This is a genomic window from Enterobacter sp. Res13-Sevr-PEC09-46 (genome assembly GCF_015672585.1).
GTDB lineage: Bacteria > Pseudomonadota > Gammaproteobacteria > Enterobacterales > Enterobacteriaceae > Enterobacter > Enterobacter hormaechei_C.
Genome location: NZ_JADABR010000015.1, coordinates 143,437 through 162,019, shown reverse-complemented (window position 1 = coordinate 162,019; position 18,583 = coordinate 143,437). Strand labels below are relative to the sequence as shown.

Annotated in this window: 13 protein-coding genes; 10 read left to right on the top strand and 3 right to left on the bottom strand. The window is 56.2% G+C overall.

What is annotated here, in order from left to right; genetic code table 11:
* The first annotated feature begins 14 nt into the window (after positions 1 to 14).
* Together gudD and IMQ56_RS08775 are read left to right on the top strand one after the other, a co-directional pair.
* Positions 15 to 1,352: a glucarate dehydratase gene (gene gudD, locus IMQ56_RS08780; RefSeq protein ID WP_196063854.1), complete on the top strand. Its 1,338-nt coding sequence runs from the start codon at positions 15 to 17 to the stop codon at positions 1,350 to 1,352.
* A gap of 77 nt (positions 1,353 to 1,429) precedes the next feature.
* On the top strand, positions 1,430 to 2,575 hold the full coding sequence (locus IMQ56_RS08775) for a glycerate kinase (RefSeq protein ID WP_196063853.1): 1,146 nt from the start codon (positions 1,430 to 1,432) through the stop codon (positions 2,573 to 2,575).
* Between the two features lie 50 nt (positions 2,576 to 2,625).
* On the opposite strand, the gene barA is transcribed toward IMQ56_RS08775, so the two are convergent.
* Positions 2,626 to 5,385: a two-component sensor histidine kinase BarA gene (gene barA / locus IMQ56_RS08770; RefSeq protein ID WP_133983167.1), complete on the bottom strand. Its 2,760-nt coding sequence runs from the start codon at positions 5,383 to 5,385 to the stop codon at positions 2,626 to 2,628.
* A 57-nt stretch (positions 5,386 to 5,442) separates the two neighbouring features.
* Between barA and rlmD the strand changes: the two genes are divergently transcribed.
* The 5 genes from rlmD (at position 5,443) to eno (ending at position 13,124) form a co-directional block, all read left to right on the top strand.
* The gene (rlmD, locus tag IMQ56_RS08765; protein ID WP_023295343.1) at positions 5,443 to 6,741 is read left to right on the top strand and encodes a 23S rRNA (uracil(1939)-C(5))-methyltransferase RlmD; all 1,299 of its coding nucleotides are present in this window, start codon (positions 5,443 to 5,445) and stop codon (positions 6,739 to 6,741) included.
* Positions 6,742 to 6,792: 51 nt separating this feature from the next.
* Positions 6,793 to 9,024 (top strand): GTP diphosphokinase, encoded by a 2,232-nt coding sequence (gene relA / locus IMQ56_RS08760; RefSeq protein ID WP_003862722.1) that lies wholly within the window; start codon positions 6,793 to 6,795, stop codon positions 9,022 to 9,024.
* A 67-nt stretch (positions 9,025 to 9,091) separates the two neighbouring features.
* The gene (gene mazG / locus IMQ56_RS08755; RefSeq protein ID WP_017382826.1) at positions 9,092 to 9,883 is read left to right on the top strand and encodes a nucleoside triphosphate pyrophosphohydrolase; all 792 of its coding nucleotides are present in this window, start codon (positions 9,092 to 9,094) and stop codon (positions 9,881 to 9,883) included.
* Between the two features lie 223 nt (positions 9,884 to 10,106).
* Positions 10,107 to 11,744 (top strand): CTP synthase (glutamine hydrolyzing), encoded by a 1,638-nt coding sequence (pyrG, locus tag IMQ56_RS08750; RefSeq protein WP_003862718.1) that lies wholly within the window; start codon positions 10,107 to 10,109, stop codon positions 11,742 to 11,744.
* 81 nt (positions 11,745 to 11,825) lie between these two features.
* A complete protein-coding gene (gene eno / locus IMQ56_RS08745; protein WP_006811784.1) occupies positions 11,826 to 13,124 on the top strand; it encodes a phosphopyruvate hydratase in 1,299 nt (432 codons plus the stop codon).
* 52 nt (positions 13,125 to 13,176) lie between these two features.
* On the opposite strand, the gene IMQ56_RS08740 is transcribed toward eno, so the two are convergent.
* Complete coding sequence (locus tag IMQ56_RS08740; protein ID WP_015571725.1) at positions 13,177 to 14,001, bottom strand: MurR/RpiR family transcriptional regulator; 825 nt, start codon at positions 13,999 to 14,001, stop codon at positions 13,177 to 13,179.
* Between the two features lie 166 nt (positions 14,002 to 14,167).
* Between IMQ56_RS08740 and IMQ56_RS08735 the strand changes: the two genes are divergently transcribed.
* Genes IMQ56_RS08735 through queE form a run of 3 tightly spaced genes read left to right on the top strand, consistent with a single transcriptional unit; the run spans position 14,168 to position 17,160 of the window.
* Complete coding sequence (locus IMQ56_RS08735) at positions 14,168 to 15,727, top strand: maltose/glucose-specific PTS transporter subunit IIC (protein WP_047732549.1); 1,560 nt, start codon at positions 14,168 to 14,170, stop codon at positions 15,725 to 15,727.
* The gene (locus IMQ56_RS08730) at positions 15,727 to 16,434 is read left to right on the top strand and encodes an N-acetylmannosamine-6-phosphate 2-epimerase (RefSeq protein ID WP_017692753.1); all 708 of its coding nucleotides are present in this window, start codon (positions 15,727 to 15,729) and stop codon (positions 16,432 to 16,434) included. Before IMQ56_RS08735 ends, IMQ56_RS08730 begins: the two co-directional genes overlap by 1 nt.
* Before the next feature lie 54 nt (positions 16,435 to 16,488).
* The gene (queE, locus tag IMQ56_RS08725) at positions 16,489 to 17,160 is read left to right on the top strand and encodes a 7-carboxy-7-deazaguanine synthase QueE (RefSeq protein WP_006811780.1); all 672 of its coding nucleotides are present in this window, start codon (positions 16,489 to 16,491) and stop codon (positions 17,158 to 17,160) included.
* A 17-nt stretch (positions 17,161 to 17,177) separates the two neighbouring features.
* On the opposite strand, the gene IMQ56_RS08720 is transcribed toward queE, so the two are convergent.
* Positions 17,178 to 18,575 carry an MFS transporter gene (locus tag IMQ56_RS08720; RefSeq protein WP_045331240.1) on the bottom strand — a complete coding sequence of 466 codons (1,398 nt, stop codon included), beginning with the start codon at positions 18,573 to 18,575 and terminating at the stop codon, positions 17,178 to 17,180.
* Positions 18,576 to 18,583: the final 8 nt, after the last annotated feature.

Here is an 18,583-nt window from a genome sequence, read left to right as displayed (position 1 = left end):
AAAAGGATCGAACGATGAGCACATTTTCTACCCCTGTAGTCACCTCCATGCAGATCATTCCTGTCGCGGGACATGACAGCATGCTGATGAACCTGAGCGGCGCCCATGGGCCGTTCTTCACCCGTAATATTGTGGTGATCAAGGACAACTCAGGGCATACCGGTGTCGGTGAAATCCCGGGCGGGGAGAAGATCCGTAAAACGCTGGAGGACGCCATTCCGCTGGTGGTGGGTAAAACGCTGGGCGAGTACAAAAATGTGCTGACTCGCGTGCGTACGACCTTTGCCGATCGTGATGCGGGTGGCCGTGGTCTGCAAACGTTTGATCTGCGCACCACTATCCATGTGGTCACGGGCATTGAAGCCGCGATGCTGGATCTGCTGGGCCAGCATCTTGGCGTCAATGTCGCCTCCCTGCTGGGCGACGGCCAACAGCGCAGCGAAGTGGAAATGCTCGGCTACCTGTTCTTTATCGGCAACCGCAAACTCACCCCGCTGCCGTACCAGAGCCAGCCGGACGAAAAATGCGACTGGTATCGTGTGCGTCACGATGAAGCGATGACCCCGGACGCGGTAGTGCGCCTGGCGGAAGCCGCGTATGAAAAATATGGCTTTAATGACTTCAAGCTGAAAGGCGGTGTACTGGCGGGTGAAGAAGAAGCAGAGGCGATCGCCGCGCTGGCGAAGCGCTTCCCGCAGGCGCGCGTCACGCTGGATCCGAACGGTGCCTGGTCGCTTGATGAGGCGATAAAAATCGGTAAGCAGCTTAAAGGCGTGCTGGCCTATGCGGAAGATCCGTGCGGTGCAGAGCAGGGGTTCTCCGGACGTGAAGTGATGGCGGAGTTCCGTCGCGCCACCGGGCTGCCAACCGCCACCAACATGATCGCGACCGACTGGCGTCAGATGGGGCACACGCTCTCGCTGCAATCGGTGGACATTCCGCTGGCAGACCCGCACTTCTGGACGATGCAGGGCTCGGTTCGCGTGGCGCAGATGTGCCATGAGTTCGGCCTGACCTGGGGCTCGCACTCCAACAACCACTTCGACATCTCGCTGGCGATGTTCACCCACGTGGCGGCTGCCGCGCCGGGCAACATTACCGCCATCGACACCCACTGGATCTGGCAGGAGGGCAACCAGCGCCTGACCAAACAGCCGTTTGAAATCAAAGGCGGTATGGTACAGGTTCCTGCTACGCCGGGTCTGGGCGTAGAGCTGGATATGGACCAGGTCATGAAAGCGCATGAGCTGTACCAGAAACACGGCCTGGGGGCGCGTGATGACGCGCTGGCGATGCAATACCTGATCCCAGAGTGGACATTCGACAATAAACGTCCGTGCATGGTACGATAAGCGCATTGGGACCGCTCCCATGAGTGGTCCCTTACGTGGTGTATGCTTAACGTAACTAACATGCGTAAGGATGGCTTATGAAAATTGTTATCGCTCCGGACTCGTATAAGGAAAGCTTGAGCGCGCTGGAGGTGGCGACAGCGATAGAGGTCGGTTTTCGCGACATTTTCCCGTCAGCGGACTATGTCAAATTACCGGTTGCCGATGGTGGCGAAGGGACGGTGGAAGCGATGGTGGCAGCCACGCATGGGCGTCTTGTCCATGTTCCCGTTACCGGGCCTTTGGGTGAACGCGTGGAAGGGTTTTTCGGGTTATCCGGAGACGGGAAAAGCGCCTTTATCGAGATGGCGGCAGCGAGCGGTCTGGAGCTTGTTGCTCCCGCAAAGCGTAACCCGTTAATCACCACCTCCTGGGGAACCGGGGAACTGATCCGTCATGCGCTGGATGCGGGCGTTAAGCATATCATTATTGGCATTGGAGGCAGCGCGACCAATGACGGTGGCGCAGGCATGGTGCAGGCGCTGGGCGTAAAACTGCTGGATGCGAAAGCGCAGCCCGTAGGGCCGGGCGGCGGCGAACTGGCAAGCCTTGCGCATATCGATCTTAGCGGGCTGGATAAGCGGCTGGCAGACTGTCGAATTGAAGTGGCCTGCGATGTAACCAACCCTCTGATCGGCGAGACAGGCGCTTCTGCGGTATTTGGTCCGCAGAAAGGGGCGATGCCGGAGATGATCAGGACGCTGGACAACGCGCTGGCGCATTACGCAAAAATTATCGCCCGGGATCTGGATATTGACGTCTTAAACCTGGCGGGCGGCGGTGCGGCTGGCGGAATGGGGGCGGCGCTGTATGCATTTTGCGGCGCACAGCTCCGTCAGGGGATTGAGATTGTCACCGATGCCCTGCATCTTGATGAACAGGTCGCGGACGCCGATCTGGTGATCACGGGCGAAGGGCGTATCGACAGCCAGACGATCCACGGCAAAGTGCCCGTTGGCGTGGCGAGAGTCGCGAAACGCTATAACAAGCCAGTTATCGGCATTGCCGGCAGCCTGACGGCGGATGTTGGCGTGGTGCATGAGCATGGACTGGATGCCGTATTCAGCGTGATCTACACCATCTGCTCGCTGGAGGATGCGCTGGAAAATGCGCAACAGAATGTACAGTTGGCCGCAAGGAATATTGCGGCGGTGATAAAGATGGGGCAGGGGATGTCGCGTTAACGTTCGTGCTCCTGTAGGCCCGGTAAGCGAAGCGCCACCGGGCTTTGGTCTTAGCTCCCCAACACCTTCATTGCTTCCCGCGTCACGTTGTCCATCTCGTCCAGCAGCTCCAGGAACTCCGGTTCGAGATCGGATTCTGGCGTACCCGCGCGGAGCTGCTGTTCAAGCAACTGGCAGAGATTTTTCAACCGCGGTACGCCGCTGTAGCCGCAGCTGCCATGCAGTTTATGAATGGCTTCCAGCAGTCCTTCGGGGTTTTCACCCACCAGCTGTTCTTCAACCTTGTTACGGATCTCAGGCAGGAAGTCCACCAGCATTTGCAGCATATCGCGGGCCAGATCCGGTTTACCCGCCGCCTGGCGCAGCGCCAGTTGCCAGTCAAACGTGGCATTCTGGTTAATGCTGATCTCCGGCGATTCAGCTGTAATGGTGTATGTCCCGCCAATGTGCCCCGGCTTGTAGCGCAGCAGCAGGCTGTGCAGCTTCTCTTCGTCGATCGGTTTCGCCAGATAATCGTTCATGCCCGCACCCAGCAGTTTCTCCTTTTGCCCCGCCATCGCGTGCGCCGTCACGGCAATCACCGGCGTCTGCTGCTGGTGCGGAAGCTGGCGAATCAACTCGCAGGCGCGGATGCCATCCATGCCCGGCATCTGAATATCCATCAGGATCAGGTCGAACTGCATCTGTTTGGCTTGTTCCACGGCTTCGGCGCCGCTGGTACACAGCTCAACATGCTGAACCTGATCCTCAAGCAGCACGCCAATCAGCTTCAGGTTCGCCGGGTTATCGTCCACGGCCATCACCGTCATCGGCAGCTTATGTTCGTCGTTTTCCAGCGGCAGGGACTGATGCGTCAGACGGCAATATTCGGTCAACGCAGGTAACAGCCGTGTGGCGGTGAGGGGTTTCAGCAGACACGCCGCCGCTCCGTCGTTTTTCAGCTCTTCGGCGTTGATTTGGGCGTGGCACGGCAGCGCCAGCAGCAGGTAGTCCGTCATTGAGGCCGCCTTCGCCAGGCGTTCCTGCTGCATGGTCAGTTCTCCGGTAAACGTCACCGGAATCCCCAACAACAGGATATCGTAATGATCGTTCGCCAGCGCGGAGAAGGTCGGGCTGTAGATGACCTCCAGCGGCGTGCTGCTTAATACATCAAGCGTACACTGCGCCGCCGCGGCGTTCGGTTCCACATAGGCCAGACGCATCCCTTTCAGGCAGCCGGTGACCGGGCCGTCGGTCTGCACGTTCGGGTTAAGATCAAGGTTGATATGGAACCAGAAGGTTGAGCCCCGGTTAGGCTGGCTGTGGAAGGAGATATCGCCTCCCATCTCTTTCACCAGCTTTTGGGTGATCACCAGCCCCAGGCCCGTTCCGCCGTGACGACGGGAAATGCTCGCATCGGCCTGGCGGAAAGCCTGGAACAGACGCGTCTGATCGCGCTCCGGAATACCGATGCCGGTATCCCGGATCTGCACTTCAATCTGGACTTTGTTATTACTGAGCGCCCTTTTTTCGACCAGAATGTCGATGTTGCCGCTCTCGGTGAACTTAATCGCGTTGCCCACCAGATTGGTAATGACCTGTTGCAGGCGCAGCGGGTCGCCAATGACGTTATCCGGCACATCATTTTTAATATTGAGCGTCAGTTCCAGACCCTTATCATGCGATGAGTGGGCAAGAAGCGTGACCACGTCATCCAGCGTGCTGCGCAGCGGGAAGGGAATACTCTCCAGAATCAGCTTGCCCGCTTCCAGCTTCGAGAAGTCCAGTACGTCGTTAATAATGGTCAGCAGGTTGTTGGCTGAGCGTTCAATGGTATGCAGATGGTCACGCTGGGTCGGGTTCAGCTCGCTTTTGAGCGTCAGACGGGTGAAGCCAATCACCCCGTTCAGCGGCGTGCGCAGCTCGTGCGACATGTTCGCCAGGAACTCAGACTTAATTCGTGCCGCCTCCTGCGCACGTTTTTTCGCCAGATCCAGCTCCACGTTCTGGATCTCCATCTGCTCCAGCGTTTCGCGCAGGTCAGAGGTGGCCTGGTCAACGTTGTGCTGCATCTCTTCGTGATAAGCCGCCAGCGACATCGCCATTGAGTTGATGCCATTTTTCAGCATATCCAGCTCGCCGAGCATAAAGCCTTCCACGCGGCTGTCGAGCTGACCCCGGCGGATCCGGTCAACGGTATTCACCATGTTGCGGATAGGCCCCGTGACGTCGCGCATCAGTCGCCAGCCGAAGATCAGCGCGATGCCGATACAGAACAGCATCATCACGCCGGAGATGAATATTTCTTTGTACTGCTGGAGCCGTACCGACTTAAGATCCAGCTCCAGCGCCACATATCCCAGCATATTATTGCTGGACTTCGCATCGGACTGGGCGGATTCATCGGGTGAATAGCTTTCGGAGATAATCGGCGTGCGCAGGATCATGATATCGCCGCGCCGCAACACCGTAAGGTGACGCGGGAAGGGGGTACCATCCGGGATTTTCAGCGACGTGGGATCCAGATGGAAATTCGAGGTGACGAACAGACGGTTATGCTCATCGTAAACGGAAATGGCGCGCACAATCTCTGAATGACGGCGGTGCAGCACGCTGATTAACTGACCAATGGATTCACGGTTTTGCAGGTTCATACCGTACTCGCTGGAGACGGCCAGCGGTTCGATAATGCTGGCCCCGGCATCTTCAAGTTGTCTCTGCAAATCGTTATAGCGATGCACCACAAAGAAAATGCTCAGCAGCAAACCGATGAGAACGGTAGGAGCGAGGATCAAAATCATCATGCGCGCGCGCAGGCTGTAGTTGGTCATGGAGTTCCGTTATGGGACAATCAGGCTAATTATGTTTATTTGAGAACAATCTCGGCGATGGCGCAATTCTACTCTGCAAAACGACGCGTGACGACGCGTCAGATCATAACTGTTGAAGCCACGGACCTCGATCCTTTTGGACAGGGGGTGGCGCGTCACAAGGGTAAGACACTGTTTATCACAGGTTTGCTGCCAGGAGAACGCGCAGATATTACGCTGACGGAAGAAAAACGTCAGTATGCGCGCGGTCAGGTCAAGCGCCGTCTTAATGATAGCCCGGAGCGCGTGATGCCTCGCTGCCCCCATTTTGGCGTCTGCGGTGGCTGCCAGCAACAGCATGCCAGCACAGAATTACAGCAAAAAAGTAAAAGCAGCGCGCTGGCCCGCCTGGTCGGACACGACGTGAATGACATCATTGCCGATCGGCCCTGGGGCTACCGTCGCCGCGCTCGCCTGAGCCTCAGCTACCAGTCCAAAACCGAGCGGCTGGAGATGGGTTTTCGCAAAGCCGGCTCCAGCGATATCGTCTCTGTCACGCAGTGCCCTGTTTTGGTGCCCCATCTTGAGGCGTTGCTCCCGGACGTGCACCACTGTCTTGCATCGCTGGATGGCGTGCGTTCGCTGGGCCATGTCGAACTGGTGCTGGCCAACAGTGGCCCGCTGATGGTACTGCGCCACACCGCGCCGCTGTCAAAGGCAGATCGCGAAAAACTGGAACGCTTTTCGCATTCTCATGAGCTTGCGCTTTTCCTCGCGCCGCAAAGCGAGATACTTGAGCAGGTCAGCGGAGAAGCGCCCTGGTATGCGTCAGACGGGCTACGCTTAACGTTCAGCCCGCGGGATTTTATCCAGGTTAACGACGGCGTGAACCAGCAGATGGTGGCGAACGCGCTGGCGTGGCTGGACGTACAGCCCACTGACCGGGTGCTCGATCTGTTCTGCGGTATGGGGAACTTTACCCTGCCGCTGGCCCGCAAAGCAGCAAGCGTGGTCGGGGTGGAAGGCGTTGAGGCGCTGGTGGTGAAAGGCCAGGAAAACGCCCAACAGAACGGCTTGCAAAACGTGACATTCTTTCATCAAAATCTTGAGGATGATGTTACTCAGCAACCGTGGGCTAAGCAGGGCTTTGATAAGATCCTGCTCGACCCGGCGCGCGCAGGTGCGCCGGGCGTGATGCAGCATATAATTAAACTCGCGCCTGAACGCGTGGTCTATGTTTCCTGTAACCCGGCGACGCTTGCCCGTGACAGCGAAGCATTATTGAGCGGGGGTTACCAGATTCGACGTCTGGCAATGCTGGACATGTTCCCGCACACTGGTCATCTGGAATCGATGGTGTTGTTCGAGCACATCTAATGAGTTTGGCTTGTCGACTTCGACAGGCCCTTGTCCCTAAAGGAGAGGACGATGGTTGCGGTAAGAAGTGCACATTTAAATAAAGCTGGTGAGTTTGACCCTCAAAAATGGATCGCAAGTCTGGGGATTTCCAGCCAGCAGTCGTGTGAACGCTTAACCGAAACCTGGGCCTATTGTTTACGCACAACGCAGGGGCATCCGGACGCTGAACTGCTGTTGTGGCGCGGCGTGGAGATGGTTGAAATTCTCTCCATGCTGAACATGGATATCGAAACGCTACAGGCCGCACTGCTGTTCCCCCTGGCGGACGCCGACGTGGTGACGGAAGACGTCCTGCGTGAAAGCGTCGGCCAGTCCGTCGTGGCGCTTATCCACGGCGTGCGTGACATGGCAGCCATTCGTCAGCTTAAAGCCGCGCAAACGGACTCTGTCTCTTCCGAGCAGGTGGATAACGTCCGTCGCATGCTGCTGGCGATGGTAGATGATTTCCGCTGCGTGGTTATCAAGCTGGCCGAACGGGTTGCCCATCTGCGTGAAGTGAAGGATGCGCCGGAAGACGAGCGCGTCCTGGCCGCTAAAGAGTGTACGAATATCTATGCGCCGCTGGCGAACCGTCTCGGTATCGGGCAACTGAAGTGGGAGCTGGAAGATTACTGCTTCCGCTATCTGCATCCGGCGGAATACAAACGCATTGCAAAATTGCTGCACGAACGCCGCATTGACCGTGAGCACTATATCGAGGAATTTGTCAGCGGGCTGCGCCAGTCGATGAAAGAGGAGAATGTGCGCGCCGAGGTCTACGGGCGTCCAAAGCACATCTACAGCATCTGGCGCAAAATGCAGAAGAAACATCTCGCCTTTGACGAGCTGTTTGACGTGCGCGCCGTACGTATCGTGGCGGAGCGTCTCCAGGACTGCTATGCCGCGCTGGGGATAGTGCATACTCACTTCCGCCATCTGCCGGATGAGTTTGATGACTACGTCGCCAACCCCAAACCAAACGGCTATCAGTCTATTCATACCGTGGTGCTCGGCCCTGGCGGCAAAACGGTGGAAATTCAGATCCGTACCAAACAGATGCACGAAGACGCCGAGCTGGGCGTGGCGGCGCACTGGAAATACAAAGAGGGTACCTCCGGCGGCGGTCGCTCCGGTCACGAGGACCGTATCGCCTGGCTGCGTAAGCTGATTGCGTGGCAGGAAGAGATGGCCGACTCCGGCGAAATGCTCGACGAAGTGCGCAGTCAGGTCTTCGACGATCGCGTCTACGTCTTTACCCCGAAAGGGGATGTTGTTGATTTGCCGGCAGGCTCCACGCCGCTCGATTTCGCCTACCACATCCACAGCGATGTGGGGCACCGTTGCATCGGGGCGAAGATCGGCGGACGTATCGTACCGTTTACCTACCAGCTCCAGATGGGCGATCAGATTGAAATCATCACCCAGAAGCAGCCAAACCCAAGCCGCGACTGGCTGAATCCGAACCTCGGTTACGTTACCACCAGCCGTGGGCGCTCTAAAATCCACGCCTGGTTCCGCAAGCAGGATCGTGACAAGAACATCCTTGCCGGTCGTCAGATCCTGGACGACGAGCTGGAACATATCGGGATAAGCCTGAAAGAGGCGGAGAAATTCCTGCTGCCACGCTACAACTTCAACGAGCTCGACGAACTGTTAGCGGCGATTGGTGGCGGCGATATCCGCCTGAACCAGATGGTGAACTTCCTGCAAGCGCAATTCAACAAGCCAAGCGCAGCGGAGCAGGATGCGGCGGCGCTGAAACAGCTCCAGCAGAAAACCTACGCTCCGCAGCAGCGCAGCAAGGACAATGGCCGCGTGGTGGTTGAAGGGGTGGGTAACCTCATGCACCATATTGCCCGCTGCTGCCAGCCGATCCCGGGAGACGATATTGTCGGCTTTATCACCCAGGGGCGCGGGATCTCGATTCACCGCTCCGACTGCGATCAGCTTGCAGAGCTGCAATCGCATGCGCCGGAACGTATCGTGGAAGCCGTCTGGGGGGAGAGCTACTCGGCGGGTTACTCGCTGGTTGTGCGCGTCACTGCCAACGACCGCAGCGGCCTGCTGCGCGACATCACCACCATTCTCGCCAACGAGAAGGTCAACGTGCTGGGCGTTGCCAGCCGCAGCGATACCCGCGAGCAGCTTGCCACCATCGATATGACTATCGAAATCTATAACCTTCAGGTGCTGGGCCGCGTACTCGGCAAACTGAACCAGGTGCCGGATGTGATTGACGCGCGTCGTCTGCACGGCGGCTAAACATCCTCTTCTGTAGGCCGGGTAAGGCAACGCCGCCACCCGGCTCAGGCATTTAATGGAATCTGTTATGACTCAAATCGACCGCCTGCTCGGCATCATGAAACGCCTGCGCGACCCGGAAAACGGCTGCCCGTGGGATAAAGAGCAGACTTTCGCCACCATTGCGCCTTACACGCTGGAAGAGACCTACGAAGTGCTGGACGCGATTTCGCGCGAGGATTTCGACGACCTGCGCGGTGAGCTGGGCGACCTGCTGTTCCAGGTGGTGTTCTACGCGCAGATGGCGCAGGAAGAGGGGCGCTTTAACTTTGACGATATCTGCGCCGCTATCAGCGACAAGCTGGAGCGTCGTCATCCGCATATTTTTGGCGATGCCTCCGCAGGCAACAGTGCGGAAGTGCTGGCGCGCTGGGAGCAGATAAAAAGCGCCGAACGCGCTGAAAAATCCCAGCACTCGGCGCTGGACGACATTCCCCTGAACCTTCCCGCGCTGATGCGCGCGCACAAAATTCAAAAGCGCTGCTCGGCGGTAGGGTTTGACTGGAACTCTCTCGGCCCGGTGCTGGAAAAAGTGCACGAAGAGATCGACGAAGTGATGCATGAAGCGCAGCAGGCCGTTGTGGATGAAGCAAAGCTGGAAGAGGAGATGGGCGATCTGCTGTTTGCGACCGTCAACCTTTCGCGCCACCTCGGTGTAAAAGCGGAAACCGCCCTGCAAAAAGCGAACATTAAATTCGAACGACGCTTTCGCGAAGTTGAGCGGATTGTGGCCTCGCGCGGCCTGGAAATGAGCGGGATTGACCTCGACGCGATGGAAGAAGTCTGGCAGGAAGTAAAACGCCAGGAACATGATCTCTAACGAGATTTTGCGATCAAGCGCAATTTGTGTGATTTTTTAAATGACAAGCGCTTGATTTGCGTCAAAAACATTTACCCAAAAGGGGCTATTTTCTCACTCCTTATGTTTGTCATGGCCTGGAGTGGAGACGGAGAATGAAAGTTTGTGGCGCTCGTCGTGTTCGGGTATACTACTTTCCCGTCCTGGTTATTCCATCGTTTCACCCTAACTTCTCAGGTTCAGCATGACAACGAACTATATTTTTGTGACCGGCGGGGTCGTATCCTCTCTGGGTAAAGGCATTGCCGCAGCCTCCCTCGCAGCCATTCTTGAAGCCCGTGGCCTCAATGTGACCATGATGAAACTGGATCCGTACATCAACGTCGATCCTGGCACCATGAGCCCAACCCAACACGGGGAAGTGTTCGTTACTGAAGACGGCGCTGAAACCGATCTGGATCTTGGCCACTACGAGCGTTTCATCCGTACCAAAATGACCCGTCGTAACAACTTTACGACTGGCCGTATCTACTCTGACGTTCTGCGTAAAGAGCGCCGTGGTGACTACCTGGGCGCGACCGTGCAGGTCATCCCACACATCACTAACGCCATCAAAGAACGTGTCCTTGCCGGTGGCGAAGGGCATGACGTTGTGCTGGTTGAAATCGGCGGTACCGTAGGGGATATCGAATCCCTGCCGTTCCTTGAAGCGATTCGTCAGCTGGCGGTAGATATTGGTCGTGAGCACGCGCTGTTCATGCACCTGACGCTGGTGCCTTACATGGCGGCAGCAGGTGAAGTGAAAACCAAACCGACTCAGCACTCTGTTAAAGAGCTGCTCTCCATCGGTATTCAGCCTGACATCCTGGTTTGCCGTTCCGATCGCGCGATTCCGGCGAACGAACGCGCGAAAATTGCATTGTTCTGTAACGTGCCTGAAAAAGCCGTTATTTCAATGAAAGATGTCGATTCCATTTATAAAATCCCGGGCCTGTTGAAATCACAGGGGCTGGACGATTATATTTGTAAACGATTCAGCTTGAACTGTCCGGAAGCTAACCTGTCTGAATGGGAGCAGGTGATTTACGAAGAAGCCAATCCGGGCGGCGAAGTGACTATCGGTATGGTCGGCAAGTACATCGAACTGCCGGATGCCTATAAGTCAGTTATCGAAGCGCTGAAACACGGTGGTCTGAAGAATCGCGTCTCTGTGAACATCAAGCTGATTGATTCACAGGATGTGGAGACGCGCGGCGTTGAAATTCTTAAAGATCTGGATGCTATCCTCATCCCTGGCGGCTTCGGCTACCGTGGTGTTGAAGGCAAGATCGCCACTGCACGCTATGCGCGTGAAAACAATATTCCATACCTCGGTATCTGCCTGGGTATGCAGGTTGCGCTGATTGAATTTGCGCGCAACGTAGCGGGAATGGAAAACGCGAACTCTACGGAATTTGTGCCAGACTGTAAGTACCCTGTTGTGGCGCTGATTACGGAATGGCGCGACGAAGACGGTAACGTCGAAGTCCGTACCGAGAAGAGCGATCTGGGTGGCACCATGCGTCTTGGCGCACAGGCCTGCCAGCTGTCCGACGATAGCGTGGTACGCAAGCTGTACGGCGAGCCGGTCATCACCGAGCGCCATCGTCACCGCTATGAAGTCAACAACATGTTGTTGAAACAAATTGAAGCTGCGGGTCTGCGTGTTGCGGGCCGTTCCGGGGATGATCAGTTAGTCGAGATCATCGAAGTGCCTAACCATCCGTGGTTCGTGGCCTGCCAATTCCACCCGGAATTTACTTCAACGCCGCGTGACGGGCATCCGCTGTTTGCAGGCTTCGTGAAAGCCGCCAGCGAGTACCAGAAGCGTCAGGCGAAGTAAAAAAGTTAGAACGGCAACGCGTACCTTTGGTACGCGTTGTTTGTCTGGAGTTTTAGTTTAACTTGTACTGAGGAAAATCTAATGTCCAAAATCGTTAAAGTCATCGGTCGTGAAATCATCGACTCCCGTGGTAACCCGACCGTTGAAGCTGAAGTTCATCTGGAAGGTGGTTTCGTCGGTATGGCAGCGGCTCCATCAGGTGCTTCTACAGGTTCCCGCGAAGCGCTGGAACTGCGTGATGGCGACAAATCCCGTTTCATGGGCAAAGGCGTACTGAAAGCGGTTGGCGCTGTTAACGGTCCTATTGCTCAGGCTATCGTTGGCAAAGATGCTAAAGATCAGGCTGGCATCGACAAGATCATGATCGATCTGGACGGTACTGAAAACAAATCTAACTTCGGTGCGAACGCAATCCTGGCCGTTTCCCTGGCGAACGCCAAAGCGGCAGCGGCAGCTAAAGGCATGCCACTGTTCGAGCACATCGCTGAACTGAACGGCACCCCAGGCAAATACTCCATGCCTGTACCAATGATGAACATCATCAACGGTGGTGAGCACGCAGACAACAACGTTGATATTCAGGAATTCATGATTCAGCCAGTTGGCGCGAAGACCCTGAAAGAAGCGGTACGTATGGGTTCTGAAGTGTTCCACAACCTGGCTAAAGTTCTGAAAGCTAAAGGCATGAACACGGCTGTTGGTGACGAAGGCGGCTACGCGCCAAACCTGGGTTCTAACGCAGAAGCACTGGCTGTTATCGCTGAAGCGGTTAAAGCAGCAGGCTACGAGCTGGGCAAAGACATCACCCTGGCGATGGACTGCGCAGCATCTGAATTCTACAAAGACGGTAAATACGTTCTGGCTGGCGAAGGCAACAAAGCGTTCACCTCTGAAGAGTTCACTCACTTCCTGGAAGACCTGACCAAACAGTACCCAATCGTTTCTATCGAAGACGGTCTGGACGAGTCTGACTGGGATGGTTTCGCATACCAGACCAAAGTACTGGGCGACAAAATCCAGCTGGTTGGTGACGATCTGTTCGTAACCAACACCAAGATCCTGAAAGAAGGCATCGAGAAAGGCATCGTTAACTCCATCCTGATCAAATTCAACCAGATCGGTTCTCTGACCGAAACGCTGGCTGCGATCAAAATGGCGAAAGACGCTGGCTACACCGCGGTTATCTCTCACCGTTCTGGCGAAACTGAAGATGCTACCATCGCTGACCTGGCTGTTGGTACCGCTGCTGGCCAGATCAAAACCGGTTCTATGAGCCGTTCTGACCGTGTTGCTAAATACAACCAGCTGATTCGTATCGAAGAAGCGCTGGGCGAAAAAGCACCTTACAACGGTCGTAAAGAGATCAAAGGCCAGGCATAAGCCTGAACCTTCGTTCTTATGAAAAAACCCGCTTCGGCGGGTTTTTTGTTTTCTATAGCAGAAGCGGCAACGTGGCGCTTGCCGTTTGCTGGCTAACGTCACCGTAATGGCTGTCTACTGCAATAAGGGAAGTGGTTAGCAGTTCAACCAGTAGCATCACGCCAACCTTGGCGTTGAGCGCACCCGCGCTCAGCGGTCCCTCGGGTTTGGCTGCAACCAGCTGTAAATCGCTCAGGGAGGCCAGCGGGCTGCGAGGCGTATTGCTGAGTGCCAGTACCTTAACGCCCCTCTTGCGGGCGAGTTTCACCACGTGAAGCAGATCCCGTGTAGAGCCGGAACTTGAGATGGCCACCACCAGCGTCTCTTTCGAGAGCGTCGTCGCATTCATGGCGGCGCGATGCATATCGCTAAACAGCTGTGCAGGTTTGCCGAGTCGCAGCAGCTTGTAATGCAAATACTCCCCCAGAATCGCGCTGGCCGCCACTCCGTAAATTTGCACTGACTGCGCCTGATGCAGGGCCAGTGTCGCCTGTTCAAGCTGGGCCCGGTCGAGGAGTTTTGCGGTATCTTGCAGCGCCTGGACAGACTCATCCACCACGTTATCTATTGCATCTCCTGCCTGACGCTCCGGCAAACCCTGCTGAATATCCAGCGCAAGCGCCATTTTAAATTCGTTATATCCCTTACAGCCCAGCGTGCGGCAAAGGCGTGTGACGCTGGCCTCGCTGGTGCCGCTTTCACGCGCCAGCTCGGTGATCGTCAGGTAGAGCACTCTGGCAGGATCGTTGAGGACAAACTCCCCCAGTTTTTGTTGCGTTGGGCTGTACCCGGAAGCCTCCTGGCGTAGCTTCAGCAGCAGGTTTTCATGGTCCGACATGCTAGATCCTTAATGCGTTTCTCTGCCAACTAGTGTGGCGGAAAGCGGGGGAGAGATGCCAGTCATTTCGAAAAAGTATGATCGGTGTCCTGGTTTTTGGTGGTAATTTTCACAATTAAAAATATATATGGTAAAAATTTTCATCAATAACCAGGGGGATAAAAAAATGATGCAAATGTTCAGCGGAACGTCTTCCGGCGGATGGTTTGAAAAAGCGCAGCGCTTCGGCAAATCCTTTATGTTACCCATCGCCATACTGCCCGCAGCAGGTCTGTTGCTGGGGATCGGCGGGGCGCTATCGAATCCAAATACGCTTACTGCGTATCCATTTTTAGACGTTGGCTGGCTACAGGCCATCTTTACCATCATGAGCAGCGCAGGCTCGATTGTGTTTGCAAACCTGTCGGTACTGTTTGCTGTTGGGGTCGCCGTTGGGCTGGCGAAAAATGATAAAGGCACGGCAGGGCTGGCGGCGTTGCTCGCTTATCTGGTGATGAATGCCACTATCAATGCGCTGCTGATCCTGACCGGAAAACTGGCGCATGAGAACCCGGGCGCCGTAGGGCAGGGCATGACGCTGGGTATTCAGACGCTTGAAACGGGCGTGTTTGGTGGGGTAGTTATTGGGCTGGTGACCTGCGCACTGCATCATCGGTTTAATAAAATCGCGCTTCCGCAATTCCTGGGCTTTTTTGGCGGCTCACGCTTCGTTCCCATTATCAGCTCACTGGCGGCGATACTCGTCGGCGCGCTGATGACCGTGGTCTGGCCGAATTTTCAGAAGCTGATCTTTGGCCTCGGCGGGCTGGTGGATGCCACCGGCTATCTGGGGACGTTGCTGTACGGCTTCATCCTGCGCATGCTTGGCCCGTTTGGTTTGCACCACATCTTCTATCTTCCGTTCTGGACCACCGCGCTTGGCGGCAGTGAAATTGTTAACGGTCACCTGGTTGAGGGCACGCAGCGGATCTTCTTCGCCCAGCTCGCCGACCCGAACACGCAGCATTTCTATGAGGGTACGTCGCGCTTCATGTCCGGGCGCTTTATTACCATGATGTTTGGTCTGCTCGGCGCCTGCCTTGCGATGTACCACACGGCCAGGCCGGAGAACAAAAAGCGGGTTGCCGGGCTGCTGCTCTCTGCGGCGTTAACCTCATTCCTGACGGGAATTACCGAGCCCATAGAGTTCTCATTCCTGTTTATTGCCCCGGTGCTGTACGTCATTCATGCGCTGTTTGACGGGCTGGCGTTCATGCTCGCGCACATGCTGCACATCACCATCGGACAAACATTCTCCGGCGGGTTTATTGATTTCGTGCTGTTCGGCATTTTGCAGGGGGAAGCGAAAACTAACTGGATGTTCGTCCCGCTGGTGGGCGTACCGTGGTTCTTCCTTTACTACTGTACCTTCCGCTATCTGATCAAACGTTTTGATTTTGCCACGCCGGGCCGTGAAAAGGAGGCGTTGGCTGACGAGGCTACCCTGCCGCAAAGCGAGCGCGCCGCGGCGGTGATCGCCGGGCTGGGAGGAAAAGACAATCTGGATGACGTTGACTGCTGCGCCACGCGCCTTCGCGTCACGGTGAAAGACGGTAGCAAAGTCAATGAATCTGCACTGAAAGCGACCGGCGCCCGCGGCGTAATCGTCCGCGGCAACGGTGTCCAGGTCATCTATGGACCGCACGTCACCATTATCAAAAACGAAGTAGAAGAGATCTTATCGTAATGAAAACTGTACTGGATAACCTGAAAGGAAAACTGGTCGTCTCCTGCCAGGCGCTGGAAAACGAACCGCTGCACAGCCCGTTTATTATGTCGCGAATGGCGCTGGCGGCGGCCCAGGGCGGTGCCGCTGCGATCCGCGCCAATAGCGTGGTGGATATTGAGGCTATCAAAGGGCTGGTCTCACTGCCGGTAATCGGCATCATCAAACGAGACTATCCGGACAGCGAGGTGTTCATCACCGCAACGCTCAAAGAAGTGGATGAGTTGATGGCGGTCGGCCCGGAGATCGTTGCGCTGGATGCGACCGCCCGGAAACGGCCCGGTGGCGGATCGCTGGACATGCTGATCGCGCAGATCCGCACCCGTTACCCTTCGCTGCTGCTGATGGCGGATATTGCCACCGTGCAGGAGGCCGTGGCCGCGCAGGCGCTGGGGTTTGATTGCGTCGGAACCACCCTTTACGGTTATACGGCGGAGACTGCGGGCCATTCGCTACCGGAAAATGACTGCGCGTTTTTGAAAGAGGTGCTGTCTGCCGTCACGATCCCCGTGATTGCTGAAGGTAACGTGGATACGCCTGAACGCGCGGCCAGGTGTCTGGCGCTGGGGGCGCACACGGTTGTCGTCGGCGGGGCGATCACCCGACCACAGCAAATTACGGAACGGTTTATGGCGGCAATTGGCGCGCAAAGCACCGATGGAGCATGATCATCTGACGGGGATCTGCGATACTTATCGTTTATCCCTTTAACAGAGTTGACTATGCAGTACCCGATTAACGAGATGTTCCAGACCCTGCAAGGCGAGGGTTACTTTACCGGCGTTCCCGCTATCTTTATTCGTTTACAGGGATGCCCGGTTGGCTGCGCCTGGTGTGATACCAAACATACGTGGGATAAGCTCGCAGATCGGGAAGTATCGCTGTTCAGCATTCTGGCGAAAACCAAAGAGAGCGATAAATGGGGCGCGGGTAGCGCAGAAGATCTGCTTGCCATTATTGGTCGTCAGGGCTGGACGGCGCGGCACGTGGTGATCACCGGCGGGGAACCCTGCATTCACGATCTGATGCCGCTCACCGAACTGCTCGAGAAGAACGGCTATAGCTGTCAGATCGAAACCAGCGGCACCCATGAAGTGCGCTGCTCCCATTCAACGTGGGTCACGGTTTCACCAAAAGTGAATATGCGCGGCGGGTATGACGTACTGTCGCAGGCGCTTGAGCGAGCTGATGAGATCAAACATCCGGTGGGGCGCGTGCGTGACATCGAAGCGCTGGATGAACTGCTGGCGACGCTGACGGACGAAAAGCAGCGCGTGATCGCGCTACAGCCTATCAGCCAGAAAGACGATGCGACCCGTCTGTGCATTGAAACCTGTATCGCCCGCAACTGGCGCCTGTCGATGCAGACGCACAAATATCTGAACATTGCCTGATACTTTTGTGGCCCCGCTTAACGCGGGGCTTTTGTTGTTGGCAGTAAAGCCCAGGTCACGACTGCCGACCCAAGGCAAATCGCACTGTTGAAAAGCAAGGCATACTGCGCGGCACTGGCCGTTCCCATCGGCAGCCATAGCGCGTACAGCGATGCGGTGACCGCGATCCCCATTGCGCCGCCCAGGGAACTGCCCATCTTATAGATCCCAGAAGCCACCCCCACTTTGTTTTCAGGGGCATTCATTACCGCCGTGTCCGTTGAGGGCGTGGCGTAACATCCGAGCCCCAGCCCGAATAAAATATTGCTCAGAAAAACGGTAACAATGTAGACCTCTTTGCTTAAGAAGGTGCATGAAATCAGCGAAATACCTGTTGCGGTCAGCAGCGGGCCGGTCATCATCGGCAGCCTGGCGCCATAGCGCTGAAGCAGTTTTTCACCCACCCGGATCATCGCCAGTACGGTAACCAGATACCCCAGCGTCATCATGCCGGTCTGTAGCGGTGACAGATGATGGCCCTGCTGCAACCAGATGCTGGCGATCATCATGGTGCCAATGCAGCCGTTGAGCAGGAAATTTGAGAATACCGAGGCGCTATAGGCCCGGTTTTTAAACAGGGCGAAATCGATCAGCGCCGCATCGCCTTTCCGCCGCCCGGTAACGATAAAGCACATCAGTGCAATCACGGCTCCACACAGTACAAGAAGCGATAAACTGCTGCTCCAGCCCCAGCTGTGTCCTTTGCTGATAAACAGATTGAACAGCACCAGCATAAGGACAAAACTCACCAGGCCGCTGATATCCAGTTTGTGTCGACACGCATCAGGGCTGCGGCTTTCCGGCGTGGCGCGGATAAGCAATAGCGCGACCAGAGCCACCACCATCGACAGAATAAAAATCCAGCGCCAGCCCAGCGTGGTGGCGATGGCGCCTCCCACAAACGAGCTCAGGCCACTCCCGCCCCATGAACCGATAACCCAGAAACTAATTGCGCGCTGGCGTGCTTTACCTTCATACCAGGTTTTAATCAGCGCCAGCGTGGCGGGCATAATGCAGGCCGCTGATAGCCCCTGTATCGCTCGTCCCAACAGAAACAGGACGGGCTCCCATGAAATGAACAGCAGACCACTCCCGATCATGCTCAGGATCAGGCCAATCATGGTCAGGCGCATGCGCCCATACTTATCGGCAAACCCACCGCAGGCGACGACAAAACAGCCGCTGAACAACGCGCTCAGGCTGACGGCCAGCGTAAGGGTTTCGAGGGCAATATCGAGGCTATTCTGCATGGCCGGAACCACGTTGATAACCGACTGGGCAAACAGCCAGAATGTCAGAACGCTCATGACGATACCCGCCAGCAGCCGATCGTTACCGGCGTAGGCGGATGCGCCTGTCAGGGAAACGGTACTCATAGTGCAGC

What these genes read in the sequence shown, in the direction of transcription:
- gudD (WP_196063854.1), top strand. Translation starts at nt 15, where the DNA reads ATGAGCACATTTTCTACCCCTGTAGTCACCTCCATGCAGATCATTCCT.
- IMQ56_RS08775 (WP_196063853.1), top strand. Translation starts at nt 1,430, where the DNA reads ATGAAAATTGTTATCGCTCCGGACTCGTATAAGGAAAGCTTGAGCGCG.
- barA (WP_133983167.1), bottom strand. Translation starts at nt 5,385, where the DNA reads ATGACCAACTACAGCCTGCGCGCGCGCATGATGATTTTGATCCTCGCT.
- rlmD (WP_023295343.1), top strand. Translation starts at nt 5,443, where the DNA reads ATGGCGCAATTCTACTCTGCAAAACGACGCGTGACGACGCGTCAGATC.
- relA (WP_003862722.1), top strand. Translation starts at nt 6,793, where the DNA reads ATGGTTGCGGTAAGAAGTGCACATTTAAATAAAGCTGGTGAGTTTGAC.
- mazG (WP_017382826.1), top strand. Translation starts at nt 9,092, where the DNA reads ATGACTCAAATCGACCGCCTGCTCGGCATCATGAAACGCCTGCGCGAC.
- pyrG (WP_003862718.1), top strand. Translation starts at nt 10,107, where the DNA reads ATGACAACGAACTATATTTTTGTGACCGGCGGGGTCGTATCCTCTCTG.
- eno (WP_006811784.1), top strand. Translation starts at nt 11,826, where the DNA reads ATGTCCAAAATCGTTAAAGTCATCGGTCGTGAAATCATCGACTCCCGT.
- IMQ56_RS08740 (WP_015571725.1), bottom strand. Translation starts at nt 14,001, where the DNA reads ATGTCGGACCATGAAAACCTGCTGCTGAAGCTACGCCAGGAGGCTTCC.
- IMQ56_RS08735 (WP_047732549.1), top strand. Translation starts at nt 14,168, where the DNA reads ATGATGCAAATGTTCAGCGGAACGTCTTCCGGCGGATGGTTTGAAAAA.
- IMQ56_RS08730 (WP_017692753.1), top strand. Translation starts at nt 15,727, where the DNA reads ATGAAAACTGTACTGGATAACCTGAAAGGAAAACTGGTCGTCTCCTGC.
- queE (WP_006811780.1), top strand. Translation starts at nt 16,489, where the DNA reads ATGCAGTACCCGATTAACGAGATGTTCCAGACCCTGCAAGGCGAGGGT.
- IMQ56_RS08720 (WP_045331240.1), bottom strand. Translation starts at nt 18,575, where the DNA reads ATGAGTACCGTTTCCCTGACAGGCGCATCCGCCTACGCCGGTAACGAT.